General features: G+C 67.8%; 14 protein-coding genes. 2 read left to right on the top strand and 12 right to left on the bottom strand.

The window, feature by feature from the left end; translation table 11 throughout:
- Positions 1-14: 14 nt before the first annotated feature.
- Positions 15-2,339, bottom strand: coding sequence for an ATP-dependent Clp protease ATP-binding subunit ClpA (gene clpA / locus ACQ4L4_RS01345; protein WP_377156422.1), 2,325 nt, complete (start codon positions 2,337-2,339; stop codon positions 15-17).
- Positions 2,336-2,701, bottom strand: coding sequence for an ATP-dependent Clp protease adapter ClpS (gene clpS, locus ACQ4L4_RS01340; protein WP_377156424.1), 366 nt, complete (start codon positions 2,699-2,701; stop codon positions 2,336-2,338). The genes clpA and clpS overlap by 4 nt, the downstream gene beginning before the upstream one ends.
- A 165-nt stretch (positions 2,702-2,866) precedes the next feature.
- On the opposite strand from clpS, the gene ACQ4L4_RS01335 reads away from it, so the two are divergent.
- Complete coding sequence (locus ACQ4L4_RS01335; RefSeq protein WP_377156425.1) at positions 2,867-3,181, top strand: cold-shock protein; 315 nt, start codon at positions 2,867-2,869, stop codon at positions 3,179-3,181.
- A 224-nt stretch (positions 3,182-3,405) separates the two neighbouring features.
- Here the strand turns inward: ACQ4L4_RS01335 and ACQ4L4_RS01330 are convergent, their stop codons facing one another.
- The 5 genes from ACQ4L4_RS01330 to hemN form a co-directional block, all read right to left on the bottom strand.
- Positions 3,406-4,275, bottom strand: coding sequence for an OmpA family protein (locus ACQ4L4_RS01330; RefSeq protein ID WP_431102429.1), 870 nt, complete (start codon positions 4,273-4,275; stop codon positions 3,406-3,408).
- Between the two features lie 32 nt (positions 4,276-4,307).
- Entirely contained in the window at positions 4,308-4,715 is a 408-nt protein-coding gene (locus ACQ4L4_RS01325) for a hypothetical protein (RefSeq protein ID WP_431102428.1), read from the bottom strand.
- A gap of 148 nt (positions 4,716-4,863) precedes the next feature.
- Positions 4,864-6,117 (bottom strand): NADP-dependent isocitrate dehydrogenase, encoded by a 1,254-nt coding sequence (gene icd / locus ACQ4L4_RS01320; protein WP_431102427.1) that lies wholly within the window; start codon positions 6,115-6,117, stop codon positions 4,864-4,866.
- A gap of 109 nt (positions 6,118-6,226) precedes the next feature.
- Positions 6,227-6,949, bottom strand: coding sequence for a sulfite exporter TauE/SafE family protein (locus ACQ4L4_RS01315; RefSeq protein ID WP_431102426.1), 723 nt, complete (start codon positions 6,947-6,949; stop codon positions 6,227-6,229).
- A gap of 20 nt (positions 6,950-6,969) precedes the next feature.
- Positions 6,970-8,481: an oxygen-independent coproporphyrinogen III oxidase gene (hemN, locus tag ACQ4L4_RS01310; protein WP_431102425.1), complete on the bottom strand. Its 1,512-nt coding sequence runs from the start codon at positions 8,479-8,481 to the stop codon at positions 6,970-6,972.
- Between the two features lie 92 nt (positions 8,482-8,573).
- On the opposite strand from hemN, the gene ACQ4L4_RS01305 reads away from it, so the two are divergent.
- On the top strand, positions 8,574-9,380 hold the full coding sequence (locus tag ACQ4L4_RS01305) for a cyclic nucleotide-binding domain-containing protein (RefSeq protein WP_431102424.1): 807 nt from the start codon (positions 8,574-8,576) through the stop codon (positions 9,378-9,380).
- An 85-nt stretch (positions 9,381-9,465) separates the two neighbouring features.
- On the opposite strand, the gene ACQ4L4_RS01300 is transcribed toward ACQ4L4_RS01305, so the two are convergent.
- The 5 genes from ACQ4L4_RS01300 to ccoO are packed head-to-tail and all read right to left on the bottom strand — an operon-like array spanning position 9,466 to position 12,918.
- Complete coding sequence (locus tag ACQ4L4_RS01300; protein ID WP_431102423.1) at positions 9,466-9,738, bottom strand: hypothetical protein; 273 nt, start codon at positions 9,736-9,738, stop codon at positions 9,466-9,468.
- Between the two features lie 49 nt (positions 9,739-9,787).
- On the bottom strand, positions 9,788-11,224 hold the full coding sequence (ccoG, locus tag ACQ4L4_RS01295; RefSeq protein WP_431102422.1) for a cytochrome c oxidase accessory protein CcoG: 1,437 nt from the start codon (positions 11,222-11,224) through the stop codon (positions 9,788-9,790).
- Complete coding sequence (ccoP, locus tag ACQ4L4_RS01290) at positions 11,211-12,113, bottom strand: cytochrome-c oxidase, cbb3-type subunit III (protein ID WP_431102421.1); 903 nt, start codon at positions 12,111-12,113, stop codon at positions 11,211-11,213. Before ccoP ends, ccoG begins: the two co-directional genes overlap by 14 nt.
- Complete coding sequence (locus ACQ4L4_RS01285; RefSeq protein ID WP_431102420.1) at positions 12,106-12,279, bottom strand: cbb3-type cytochrome oxidase subunit 3; 174 nt, start codon at positions 12,277-12,279, stop codon at positions 12,106-12,108. Before ACQ4L4_RS01285 ends, ccoP begins: the two co-directional genes overlap by 8 nt.
- A 12-nt stretch (positions 12,280-12,291) precedes the next feature.
- Positions 12,292-12,918: a cytochrome-c oxidase, cbb3-type subunit II gene (ccoO, locus tag ACQ4L4_RS01280; RefSeq protein WP_431102419.1), complete on the bottom strand. Its 627-nt coding sequence runs from the start codon at positions 12,916-12,918 to the stop codon at positions 12,292-12,294.
- Positions 12,919-12,934 lie beyond the last annotated feature (16 nt).

Raw genomic sequence — 12,934 nt, 5'->3', positions numbered from 1 at the left:
GGCGTTGACTAGCGTCAGTCGGCCGTCGCCGGTTCGGACTTGGGCTTGTTGTCCTTCTTGTTGGGCGTGATGTCCAACTGGACCTCGCCCTTGTCGTCGACGTCCACGCTGAGGCGGCCGCCGTCGATCAGGCGACCGAACAGCAGTTCGTCGGCCAGGGCGCGACGGATCGTGTCCTGGATCAGGCGCTGCATCGGACGGGCACCCATCTGCGGATCGAAACCCTTGGCGGCGAGGTGCTTGCGCAGCGCGTCGCTGAAGGTGACCTCGACCTTCTTCTCGGCCAGCTGGCTTTCGAGCTGCAGCAGGAACTTGTCCACCACCCGCAGGATGATGTCCTCGTTCAGCGCGCCGAAGTTGACGATCGCGTCCAGGCGGTTGCGGAACTCCGGCGTGAACAGACGCTTGATGTCGGCCATCTCGTCGCCCTGCTCACGCTTGGTCGTGAAGCCGATCGTCGACTTGGTCATCGCCTCCGCGCCCGCGTTCGTGGTCATGATGATGATCACGTTGCGGAAGTCGGCCTTGCGTCCGTTGTTGTCCGTCAGCGTGCCGTGGTCCATGACCTGCAGCAGCACGTTGAAGACGTCCGGATGCGCCTTCTCGATCTCGTCGAGCAGCAGCACCGCGTGCGGCTTCTTCGTGATCGCCTCGGTCAGCAGACCGCCCTGGTCGAAGCCCACGTAGCCCGGAGGCGCGCCGATCAGGCGGCTGACGGCGTGACGCTCCATGTACTCGGACATGTCGAAGCGGATCAGCTCGATGCCCAGGATGTAGGCCAGCTGCTTGGCGACTTCCGTCTTGCCCACGCCCGTCGGGCCGCTGAACAGGAAAGAACCGATCGGCTTGTCCGGCTTGCCCAGGCCCGAGCGCGCCATCTTGATGGCCGCAGCCAGCGCGTCGATGGACGGATCCTGGCCGAAGACCACGCTCTTGAGGTCGCGGTCCAGGCTCTTGAGCTTGCCGCGATCGTCCGACGACACCGAGGCCGGCGGAATGCGCGCGATCTTGGCGACGATGTCCTCGACCTCCGCGCGGGTGATCGTCTTCTTCTGCTTGCTCTTCGGGAGCACGCGCTGGGCGGCACCGGCCTCGTCGATGACGTCGATCGCCTTGTCGGGCAGGTGACGGTCATTGATGTACTTGGCCGAGAGCTCCGCAGCGGCCTGCAGCGCGGTCAGCGCGTACTTGACGCTGTGGTGCTCTTCGAAGCGCGACTTCAGGCCCTTGAGGATCTCGACGGTCTGGTCGACGGTCGGCTCGACCACGTCGATCTTCTGGAAGCGCCGCGACAGCGCCGCGTCCTTCTCGAAGATGCCGCGGTACTCGCTGAAGGTCGTCGCGCCGATGCACTTCAGCTGACCCGAGGACAGCGCCGGCTTCAGCAGGTTGCTCGCGTCCAGCGTGCCGCCCGACGCCGCGCCGGCGCCGATCAGGGTGTGGATCTCGTCGATGAAGAGGATCGCGCCGGGCTGGTCCTTCAGCTGCTTGATCACCGCCTTGAGGCGCTGCTCGAAGTCGCCGCGGTACTTGGTGCCCGCCAGCAGCGCGCCCATGTCCAGCGAATAGACCACCGCCTCGGCCAGCACGTCGGGCACCTGGCCCTCGGTGATGCGCCAGGCCAGGCCTTCGGCGATCGCGGTCTTGCCCACGCCGGCCTCGCCGACCAGCAGCGGGTTGTTCTTGCGGCGGCGGCACAGCACCTGCACCACGCGCTCGACCTCGAGCTCGCGGCCGATCAGCGGATCGATCTTGCCGTCGCGGGCCAGCTGGTTGAGGTTCTGGGTGAACTGCTCGAGCGGGCTGCCCTTGCCGCCGCCCTGGCCCTGGCCGCCCTCGCCTTCCTCGCGCTCGGACTCGCCGCTGTTGCCTTCCGGACCCTTCGGGGGCTCGGGCGGCTCGCTCTTCTTGATGCCGTGGGCGATGAAGTTGACGACGTCCAGCCGCGTCACGCCCTGCTGGTGCAGGTAGTAGACGGCGTGGGAGTCCTTCTCGCCGAAGATCGCGACCAGCACGTTGGCGCCGGTCACTTCCTTCTTGCCGTTGCCGGTCGACTGGACGTGCATGATCGCGCGCTGGATCACGCGCTGGAATCCCAGCGTGGGCTGGGTGTCCACCTCGTCGGTGCCGCCGACGGTCGGCGTGTTCTCCTTGATGAACTGCGCAAGCGACTTGCGCAGGTCCTCGATATTCGCCGCGCATGCGCGCAGCACCTCCGCCGCGGACGGGTTGTCCAGCAGCGCCATCAGCAGGTGTTCCACGGTGATGAACTCGTGGCGCTGCTGGCGCGCTTCGACAAACGCCATGTGCAGGCTGACTTCAAGCTCTTGCGCAATCATGCGGCCTCCATAATGCACTGCAGGGGGTGACCGGCGCGCCGTGCGGCCGCCAGCACCATTTCGACCTTGGTGGCCGCGACGTCCTTGGTGAAAACACCGCAGACGCCACGACCGTCGTGATGGATCTTCAACATGATCTGGGTGGCCGTATCCAGGTCATGGCGGAAGTACTCCTGCAAGACCATCACCACAAACTCCATCGGTGTGAAGTCGTCATTGAGCATCAGCACCTGGTACAGGCGCGGCGGCTCCGTCTTCTGAGCGACACGCTCCAGGGTGGTCGAATTCCCACCGTCCTCCGGACCCGGCGGCTGAGGGCCGGGCGGTCCCGCGGGTGGGGGCTGTTGGGCAAACAATGGCATGAACCGATTCTATAAACAGCGGGAGCACCCTACATGGGGACAGGCTTCCGCCTGTCAATGCCCCGAGTTTGTCACCTTCGCGGCTCCTTACCCCGGGGAGTTCCTCAATTGACACTGACTTGACACGGATTTGAGAATCCGCCCCGGTGCGAGAAAGACACCGGGATGGAGAAGAACATGGCAACAGGCACGGTCAAGTGGTTCAACGATGCCAAAGGGTTTGGCTTCATTGAACCCGAACAAGGCGGAGGCGACGTTTTCGCGCACTTCTCAGCCATTCAGATGGACGGCTTCCGGACGCTCAAGCAAGGCGGCAAGGTGAGCTACGAGCTGGTGCAAGGCCCGAAGGGCCAGCTGGCGCAGAACATCCGTCCCATGGACGGTGGCGACGGCGGCGACGCGATCGAGGCGCCCCTGGACGCGCCGATCGGGATTCCGCTGATGGCGGACGCCCACGCCGGGCAGCAGGCAGCGGCCTGAACAACCCCCGCTGGTCTGGATCGCACGCAAGAAAGCCCGCGCAAGCGGGCTTTCTGCATTCCGGCCACGAGCGCTGGCCGGCATGCCGACCAGTGCGGTTGGCGGCCGGCCCAGCGACCGGGCCGCCCTGTGGTCAGAAGGAAACATCGACTCAGGATCGGTCAAGGACTCGGTCGAGAAACCGGGCTTCGGGACGCCCGATTTCCCTCCCGGACCTACCGATTTCAACGTACCCCGGCAAACGCGCCGCGTTCGTCGGAGAACACGATCTCCACGCGTCGGTTCTGCTGACGCCCCGCGGCGGTGTCGTTGGAGGCCACGGGCCGTGCCTCGCCGTTGCCGCGGACGTCGATCCGGCCAGCCTCGACACCGCGCTTCGCCAGCGCATCCCGCACAGATTCCGCGCGGGCGCGGGACAGGGTGAGATTGCTCTCCGCGCTGCCCGTGCTGTCGGTGAAGCCCTCGATCAGGATGCGGCGTTCCGGGTGGTTGCGCAGGGCCGAGGACAGGGTGTCCAGGCGGCTGTACGCCCCCTCCTTCAGCGTCGCCTTGCCGGTGTCGAACAGGACGTCCTGCAGCATGACGACGAGGCCTTGCGGCGTCGGCTTGGCCTGGATTTCCGCGAGCTCGCGCTGCAGGCGGTTGGCGCGCTCGGAAGCAGCCATGGCGGCGGCCTCCGCGGTGGCCGCCTGGCCCTGCGCGACCTGGGCCTGTCCCTGTGCGACCTGGGCCTGACGGGTGCGGACCTCCGCGCGCAGGCGCTCGCGTTCGAGGCCGGCCGATTCGACCTTGGCGTCGGCGGCGCGCGCGGAGCCCAGGTTGATCGCCGTCTGCGCACGTTGGGAAGCGATCGTGGCGGCGCTGTCCAGCTCAGACGGGTCCTTGCGCTCCCGCCAGGCGAAGTCGGCCCGGTCCAGGGATTCCCTGGCCTTGGCGAGCTCCGTCGCGGCGTAGCGACTGGTGTTCGGATCGCTGCTCGCTTGCGCGTAGTCGCGCTTCGCCGCTTCCAGACCCGCGTGGGGAACGGGCACCGACGAGCAGGCGGCCAGCGCCAGGACCGTGAGTCCGCCAGCGAAATTCCAATATCGATTCATGGTGTCTCCTTGGAGTGGAAGTCGCTGACGGGTCAACGGTTGGGCGCGGCCGATGCCGGACCTCGGTTGAGTTCCTCGCGCAAGGTCGAGAGGCTGCGGTCGAGTTCGGCAGCGGCCTTCTCGGAGCGGTCGCGCGCGGACTTGGAACGCGCCAACGAGGCGGCGGCCTCGGCTTCGTCGGCCTTGCGGCGGGCGAGCGCGTGATCGCCCTTCTTCTGGGCCTCCTGGGCTTCAGCCAGGCGTGCGCGGGCCACGACCAGGTCGGGCGAATCGCCGGCGCCGATGCTGGTCTGCGCGGCATCGAGGGCACCGCGGCTCTCGCCGACCTGCGAGGCGGTCTCGACCTTGTTGGTCGAGCATCCGGTCAGCGCGGCGACGGCGAGAACGCCCGCGGCGATGAGGACGCTCCTGGGCGAGCGAGGTGAGGGTTGGTGTCGCATGAACAGTCCTTTGATGTCTGGATGTTCATGGACAGGCAAGCGCGGGGCCCGCGCCCCTCAGGAATGAAAAAACCCCAGGCGCCTTCGCGCACTGGGGTCCTTGATCGCAGCCCGGTTCAAGCCCGGGCCTGGAACGATCAGTTCGCGATCACATGTTCTCGATCATCACCTGACCGAAGCCCGAGCACGACACCTGCGTCGCGCCGTCCAGCAGGCGGGCGAAGTCGTACGTGACCTTCTTCGACAGGATCGACTTCTCGATCGACGAGATGATCAGGTCGGCCGCTTCGGTCCAGCCCATGTGACGCAGCATCATTTCAGCCGACAGGATCTCGGAACCGGGGTTCACGTAGTCCTTGCCCGCGTACTTCGGCGCCGTGCCGTGGGTGGCTTCGAACATCGCGACGGAGTCGCTCAGGTTCGCGCCCGGGGCGATGCCGATGCCGCCGACCTGCGCCGCCAGCGCGTCGGAGATGTAGTCGCCGTTCAGGTTCAGCGTCGCCACGACCGAGTACTCGGCCGGACGCAGCAGGATCTGCTGCAGGAACGCGTCAGCGATGCTGTCCTTGACCACGATGTCCTTGCCGGTCTTCGGGTTCTTGAACTTGCACCACGGGCCGCCGTCGATCAGCTCGGCACCGAATTCCTTCTGGGCCAGGGCATAGGCCCAGTCACGGAAGCCACCTTCGGTGAACTTCATGATGTTGCCCTTGTGGACGATCGTGACGCTCGGCTTGTCGTTGTCGATCGCGTACTGGATCGCCTTGCGGACCAGACGTTCCGTGCCTTCGCGCGAGACCGGCTTGACGCCGATGCCCGACGTGTCCGGGAAGCGGATCTTCTTGACGCCGAATTCCTCTTGCAGGATCTTGATCAGCTTCTTGGCCTTCTCGCTCTCGGCTTCGAACTCGATGCCGGCGTAGATGTCTTCCGAGTTCTCACGGAAGATGACCATGTCCGTCTTGTGCGGTTCCTTGACCGGCGACGGCACGCCTTCGAACCAGCGCACCGGGCGCAGGCAGACGTACAGGTCCAGTTCCTGGCGCAGCGCGACGTTCAGCGAACGGATGCCGCCGCCGACCGGCGTCGTCAGCGGGCCCTTGATCGAGACGACGTAGTCCTTCAGGACCGTCAGCGTCTCTTCGGGCAGCCACACGTCGGGACCGTAGACCTTCGTCGACTTCTCGCCGGCGTAGATCTCCATCCAGTGGATCTTCTTGGCGCCGCCGTAAGCCTTCGCCACGGCCGCGTCCACCACCTTGATCATCACCGGGGTGATGTCGAAGCCGGTACCGTCACCCTCGATGTAAGGAATGATCGGGTTGTTCGGAACGTTGAGCGAGAAGTCGGCGTTGACCGTGATCTTCTGGCCGCCCTCGGGCACCTTGATGTGCTGGTACATGGAGTCGTCTCCGCGAGTCGCGTGGGTGGTTTGGGGTAAACCGGAAGCGCCGATTCTATGACAGCGAAACTTTCAATCGGCTGATGCCCGGGCCATGTCCCTGGGACCGTCAGCCGCAGAACGCGCGGATCTGCGCCCACAGGCCGTGACCGAGCGCCCAGAGCGACCCCGCCGCCAGCATCGCGCCGGACAGACGGGTTGCCATTCGCACACCCGAGCCGCCTGCGGGACCACTCCGCATCCCCGCTCCGCCCAGGCGGGCCAGCAGCCAGGGACCGGCGAGCAAGCCCGGCGATGAGCCGAGCGCGAAGGCCGCCATCACGCCGGCGCCCTGCCAGGGGCCCTCGGCGAGCGCCGCGACGGTCAGCGCGGCATGCAGCAACCCGCAGGGCCAGGCCAGCCACGCCAGTCCGGCCAGACCGGCGCCGGCCGTGCGCGCCGGAGACAACGCGACGGCGCCTGCGCCCAGCGACTCGACCGGAATCCCGACTGCCGCCGGCGCCCGGGTCGTCCAGAGCCGCAGCACCCACCGCGGCGGCTCCGCGCGCCAGAAGAGGAATGCCCCCATCGCCAGCGCCGCGAGATGCACCATCAACCACAGCGGCCGCAAGGCCCCGGAGGTCGCCTCCCAACCCAACAGGCCGCCGACGCTGGCCGCGACCACGGCCCCGGCGGCCGCGTAGCCCAGCAGCCTCCCCGCGTGGAAGGCGGCCATCCCGCCGCGCCGGCCGCCGGTCACCGCCGCACAAGGCGCGACACACATCGCCGCGCAATGGAGGCTGCCGGCGGCGCCCATCACGAGCGCGGTCCCGGCAAGCGCGAGCGACAGCATCCCGTATCCGTCCATCGACTTCAGAAGATGCGCGAGAAACGCACCGGCGACTCGACCGGCGCGCCGTCGGCGGCGCGCATCGCATCGGCGGCGCTCATCGGCGTCGTCGCCGAGGTCGCCGAGGTCGCCGAGGTCGCGAACGATGCGCCCACCGCGCTTCCCGGCCTCAGGTACCGGTCGAACACCATGGCGACCGCCCGAACGAAGAACCATCCCATCGGCGTCACCTGGATCGCTCGCGGCTCGATCGTGACGAGTCCATCCTCCGCCATCTGGCGCAGACGATCGAGTTCCCCCGCGAAGTACTCGACCGCGACGATCCCGTGCGAGCGCTCGATCGGCTCGAAATCGAGCCGTCCCTGGCACATCAGCGCCATGATCGCGTCGCGCCGCACGAGGTCGTCCTGGTCGAGGACCAGACCGCGCTCCACCGGCAGCCGGCCCTCGCGCAAGGCCGCGTAGTACTCGGGCAGCGTCTTCACGTTCTGAGCGAACGAGGCGCCCAGCTTCGAGATCGCCGAGACGCCCAGCGCCACGAGGTCGCAGTCCGGCTGCGTGCTGTAGCCCTGGAAGTTGCGATGCAGGCGCCCTTCCCGCTTCGCGACGGCCAACGGATCGTCCGCGAGCGCGAAGTGGTCCATGCCGATGTAGCTGTAACCCCGCGCGAGGAAGCCTGCGATCGCGCCGGACAGCATGCGCAGCTTGTCCCCGGGCGGCGGCAGCGCGGCGGGCTCGATGCGCCGCTGCGGCTTGAAGCGGTGCGGCAGGTGCGCGTAGCCGTAGAGCGCGATGCGATCGGGCCGCAGCGTCGCCACCTGTTCGATCGTGCGCGCGAACGAGGTCGGCGTCTGCAGCGGCAGGCCGTAGATCAGATCGACGTTGATCGAGCGGAACCCCAGGTCGCGCGAGGCGCCGATCAACGCGGCAACGCTCTCCAGGCTCTGCTCGCGATGCACGGCGCGCTGCACGTCGGGGTCGAAGTCCTGCACGCCGAAGCTCAGCCGGTTGAAGCCCAAGGCGCGCAGATGACGCAGGCGCGCGACGTCGATGGTGCGCGGGTCCACCTCGATCGAGATCTCGGCATCCGCGGTCAGGCGGAAATGGCGGTGCAGCAGCGCCATCAGCATCGACAGCTCGCGATCGGCAAGGAAGGTCGGCGTGCCGCCGCCGAAGTGCAGCTGCGACACCAGCGCGCGATCGCCGAGCCGGCGATGCACCAGGCCCATCTCGACCTCGAGTGCGTCGACGTAGGCCGCCGCGCGCTCATGGTGCCGCGTGACCACCTTGTTGCAGGCGCAGTAGTAGCAGACCGACTCGCAGAACGGGATGTGCACGTAGACCGACATCGGCTGCCGCGCCGCGGGGCCGAAGGCGCGCAGCGCCAGCATCTCGCCGTGGCGCTCGGCATCGACGCCCGCGTGGAAGCGGTCCGCCGTCGGGTACGAGGTGTAGCGGGGTCCCGCGATGTCGAAGCGGCGCAGCAGATCGGCATCGGGGATGCTGCAGTCCCAGGGGGTCGGGTCAGGGCACATGGGCGCCATCCTCACCCTTTGTTGGCAAAGCGTCATTGATTGATGTCATTGCCGGCGTCGATGCCCCGGCAAAGAATCCGCCGCTTCCTCGCATGTCCGACGAACTCATGCCGAGCGCCACCACCCTGCCCGCCCCACCCTCTCCTCCCGCCTCGGCGCCCGCGCCTGCGCGGCCTGTGCTGTCCGCTCCGCCCGACACGACCCGGATCACCTGCGCGACCTGCACGGTGCGGCAGGTCTGCCTGCCGACGGGACTGCCGGCCGCGGACGTCCATCAGCTCGAGCGCATGGTCTCGGACCGACGGCATGTCACGCGGGGCACGGTGCTGTTCAAGCCCCGCGATCCGTTCGATGCCCTCTACATCGTGCGCACCGGCTTCTTCAAGACCTCCGCCTCGGCGGAGGACGGCCGCGACCAGATCACCGGCTTCCACATGGCCGGCGAGATGCTCGGCTTCGACGGCATCTTCAGCGGCGCCTACGCCAGCCAGGCGGTGGCGCTGGAGGACTCGCACATCTGCGTCGTTCCCTACGGCCGCATCGAGGACATCACCCGCGAGGTCGACCGGCTGCGCCGCCAGTTCCACCGCCTGATGAGCCGCGAGATCGTGCGCGACCAGGGCGTGATGATGCTGCTCGGATCGGTGCGCGCCGAGCAGCGCGTGGCGACCTTCCTCATCAACCTGATGCGGCGGCTGCGGGCGCGCGGCTTCTCGTCGTCGAGCGTCGTCCTGCGGATGACCCGCGACGAGATCGGCAGCTATCTCGGCCTGACGCTGGAGACGGTGAGCCGCACCTTCTCCCGGATGCAGGACGACGGCCTGCTCGAAGTGCGGGCGCGCGAGGTCCGCGTGCTCAAGCCGCGACAGCTGCTGCAACTGGTCCGGCGCACCGCCTGACGGCGCATCGGCGACGTCGCCGACATCTGCAAGGTCGGCCACGTCATCATCAACAACGTCATCGACCTCATCGAGGATGGCGACCTCAGCGCGACTGTCCGCCCGTCGCCGCATGGTTGCGTGCCTTCAACGCGGGCGTCGTGGCAGGGTCACTCACCTCCTCCGCAGCGACGCCACTGCGATCGACCGCACTCGTCGACTGCACCACCGGGTCGGGATGCACGATGGCGAGCGTCAGTGTCGCCATCGAGGCCACCACCACGATGCTCGGGCCGCCGACGACCAGCCACATCATCGGGTGTCGCCACCAGGGACCGCTGGCAGGCAAGTCGGCGTCGTTCAGGCGTGCTGTAGTCATGTCCGCTCCTGTTGAAGAGGGATGGGTTGAAGGGAGGAGACGCCCGCGCTCATCGCGGCACGACGAAGGTCGATTTCTCGAGCAGCTCGCGCTCCGTGGCATCGACGGGGTCCATCGAGGCGCCAGACGGCGCAAGCCGCCGGACGGCGAAGCGCATCGGATGCGCGCCGGGGCCGAGTTCACGCGCGACATCGGGCGGCAGCCGCAGCGCGACAGTGACCCAACGCGCCTCCGCGGGCCCGAGCGCCACCTCGCCGGACGGCGAGGCGACGCGAAGGCGATCGATGCCCCGCACGTCCACGACGAAGCGCTGCGTCGATTCCGCGGCGTTCATCAGCTGCAGGCGGTAGAGGTTCTCGATCACGCCGTCCTCGACCTCGCGCGCAAGCGTCGCGCGGTCGCGCACGACGTCGACCTTGAACGGCAGACGGACCGCCAGGCTCCAGACCAGACCGCCCGAGACCAGCAGCAGGATCGCGCCGTAGACCAGCACGCGCGGCCGCAGCACGCGACGCCACTGCTGAGCCGCCGTCCAGCGATGGTGCATGCCGTTCTGCGTCGCATAGCGGATCAATCCGCGCTCGTAGCCGAACTTGTCCATCACGTCGTTGCAGACGTCGATGCACGCGGCACAGCCGATGCATTCGTATTGCAACCCCCGGCGGATGTCGATGCCGGTCGGACAGACGTGGACGCACTGCTGGCAATCGACGCAGGACCCGAGGCCCAGGACCGACGGGTCTGCCTTCTTCGAACGCGCGCCGCGCGGATCACCGCGCGCGGTGTCGTAGCTGATGATCAGCGTGTCGCGGTCGAGCATCGCGCTCTGGAAGCGCGCGTACGGGCACATGTACTTGCAGACCTGCTCGCGCAGGTAGCCGGCGTTGCCGTAGGTGGCCAGGCCGTAGAACAGCACCCAGAAGAGCGCCCACCCGCCGAGCGCGAACGCGGCCGCGTTGCCGCCCAGCGTGCGGATCGGCTCGAAGTAGCCCACGAAAGTGAAGCCCGTCCACAGCGACACCGCCAGCCACGCGGCGTGCTTGCCGCCCTTGCGCAGCAGCTTCTCCGCGGTCCAGCCCGCGCGGTCGAGCCGCATGCGCGCGGCGCGGTCGCCTTCGGTGTGGCGCTCGATCCAGAGGAAGATCTCGGTGTAGACCGTCTGCGGACAGGCGTAGCCGCACCACAGCCGTCCCGCCACGGCCGTGAAGAAGAACAGCCCGAACGCCGACACCACCAGCAGCGCCGTCAGGTAGATGAAGTCCTGCGGGTAGAGGATCAGGTCGAAGATCAGGAAGCGCCGCGCCTCCAGATCGAACAGCACCGCCTGGCGGCCGTTCCACTGCAGCCACGGCAGGCCGTAGAACAGCAGTTGCGTCGCCCACACGAGCGCCCAGCGCCAGACGGCGAACCAGCCGTGCACGGCGCGGGGGTAGATCTTCGCTTCGGCTTCGTAGAGCGAGACCGTCTGGCGCTCAGGGCCGCTCATGGGACAGTCCCCAGACATACCCGGCGAGGACGCGGATCTGTTCCGGGCTCAGGCGCGAGCCGTGCTCGGGCATGTGGCTGTGCTTGCCGTTGTTGACCATGGTGACGATGGCGGACTCGCCCCACCCGTGCAGCCAGACCTTGTCGGTCAGGTTGGGCGCGCCCAGCGCCAGGTTGCCCTTGCCGTCCGTGCCGTGACACGCCGCGCAGGCGCTGAACTTGGACTTGCCGAGCGCCGCCGCCACCGAGTTGTGCGGACTGCCCGACAGGCTCAGCACGTAGTGCGCGAGGTTGCGCACGTCCTCGCCATTGCCGACCGCCGCCGCCATCGGCGGCATCGTGCCCTCGCGCCCCTGCGTGATGGTCTGGACGATCGTGTCGCCGCTGCCGCCGTAGAGCCAGTCGCTGTCGGTCAGGTTGGGAAAGCCCTTCGAGCCCTTGGCGTCCGAGCCGTGGCAGGTCGCGCAGTTGTTGGCGAAGAGCCGCTCGCCGATGGCCTGGGCCTGCGGATCCGCCGCCAGCGACTCGACCGGCTTGCCGTCGAATCTCGAGTAGATCGTGTGCATGGCGGCGCGCGCCTGTGCCTGCTCGGCCTCGTACTGGCCGGTGCTGGACCAGCTCAGCGAGCCCTCGTATGTACCAAGGCCCGGATAGAGCGCCAGGTAGAGCCCCGCGAACACGATCGTCAGCACGAACAGCACCATCCACCAGCGCGGCTGCGGGTTGTTGAGCTCGCGGATGTCCTCGTCCCAGACGTGGCCGGTGGAGTTGTCATCGGCCATCACCTTGCGGCGGCTGGCGATGATCAGCAGCGCCAGGCACAGCACCAGGCCGAGCACGGTCGCCGCGGCCACGAACAGCGACCAGCCGCTCGAAACGAAATCACTCATGACGACCTCCTCGCGGCGCGTCCTCGTCCGTCAGGACAAGCGCGCCCAGGTCTTCGAAACGTTCGCGGTTGTGCCGGGCATAGGCCCAGACGACGATGCCGACGAACACCAGCAGCGACACCACGGTCACCGCCGAGCGCAATGCATTCAGATCCATGTCGGGCATGGGGTCCTCCGATCAGGGCTTGAGCGCGGTGCCCAGCACCTGCAGATAGGCGACGACCGCGTCCATCTCGGTGTGTCCCTTGACCTCGTCGCCCGCCTGGGCGATCTGCTCGTCGCTGTAGGGCACGCCGACGATCCGCAGCCCGCGCATCTTGGGCGCCAGCTCGTTCGGATCGAGCGCCGCGCCCGCCAGCCAGGCATAGGCGGGCATGTTGGACTCGGGCACCAGGTCGCGCGGGTTGGTCAGGTGCAGGCGGTGCCACTCGTCGCTGTACTTGCCGCCGACACGCGCGAGGTCCGGCCCGGTGCGCTTGCTGCCCCACTGGAAGGGATGGTCGTAGACGAACTCGCCGGCCACCGAGTAGTGGCCGTAGCGCAGCGTCTCCGCGCGCAGCGGCCGGATCATCTGCGAATGGCAGTTGTAGCAACCCTCGCGGATGTAGACGTCGCGACCGGCGAGCTGCAGCGCCGTGTAGGGCTTGAGGTGTTCGACCGGCTGCGTGGTCGAGCGCTGGAAGAACAGCGGCACGATCTCCACGATGCCGCCGACGATGACCGTCAGCAGCACCAGCACGATCATCAGGAAGTTGCTGGTCTCGATGCGCTCGTGACCGGCGGGGCGGGCATGGGTGTTGGCCATGGCGTGCTCCTGTCGA

It is taken from the genome of Roseateles noduli (assembly GCF_050626985.1).
In the GTDB taxonomy this organism is placed as follows: Bacteria; Pseudomonadota; Gammaproteobacteria; order Burkholderiales; family Burkholderiaceae_C; genus Roseateles; species Roseateles noduli_A.
The sequence above is the reverse complement of the archived record's forward strand: the minus strand, read 5'-3'. Positions and strand labels throughout refer to the sequence as shown.

Coding starts and splice junctions, on each gene's coding strand:
- clpA (WP_377156422.1), bottom strand. CDS start 2,339: ATGATTGCGCAAGAGCTTGAAGTCAGCCTGCACATGGCGTTTGTCGAA.
- clpS (WP_377156424.1), bottom strand. CDS start 2,701: ATGCCATTGTTTGCCCAACAGCCCCCACCCGCGGGACCGCCCGGCCCT.
- ACQ4L4_RS01335 (WP_377156425.1), top strand. CDS start 2,867: ATGGAGAAGAACATGGCAACAGGCACGGTCAAGTGGTTCAACGATGCC.
- ACQ4L4_RS01330 (WP_431102429.1), bottom strand. CDS start 4,275: ATGAATCGATATTGGAATTTCGCTGGCGGACTCACGGTCCTGGCGCTG.
- ACQ4L4_RS01325 (WP_431102428.1), bottom strand. CDS start 4,715: ATGCGACACCAACCCTCACCTCGCTCGCCCAGGAGCGTCCTCATCGCC.
- icd (WP_431102427.1), bottom strand. CDS start 6,117: ATGTACCAGCACATCAAGGTGCCCGAGGGCGGCCAGAAGATCACGGTC.
- ACQ4L4_RS01315 (WP_431102426.1), bottom strand. CDS start 6,949: ATGCTGTCGCTCGCGCTTGCCGGGACCGCGCTCGTGATGGGCGCCGCC.
- hemN (WP_431102425.1), bottom strand. CDS start 8,481: ATGTGCCCTGACCCGACCCCCTGGGACTGCAGCATCCCCGATGCCGAT.
- ACQ4L4_RS01305 (WP_431102424.1), top strand. CDS start 8,574: ATGTCCGACGAACTCATGCCGAGCGCCACCACCCTGCCCGCCCCACCC.
- ACQ4L4_RS01300 (WP_431102423.1), bottom strand. CDS start 9,738: ATGACTACAGCACGCCTGAACGACGCCGACTTGCCTGCCAGCGGTCCC.
- ccoG (WP_431102422.1), bottom strand. CDS start 11,224: ATGAGCGGCCCTGAGCGCCAGACGGTCTCGCTCTACGAAGCCGAAGCG.
- ccoP (WP_431102421.1), bottom strand. CDS start 12,113: ATGAGTGATTTCGTTTCGAGCGGCTGGTCGCTGTTCGTGGCCGCGGCG.
- ACQ4L4_RS01285 (WP_431102420.1), bottom strand. CDS start 12,279: ATGCCCGACATGGATCTGAATGCATTGCGCTCGGCGGTGACCGTGGTG.
- ccoO (WP_431102419.1), bottom strand. CDS start 12,918: ATGGCCAACACCCATGCCCGCCCCGCCGGTCACGAGCGCATCGAGACC.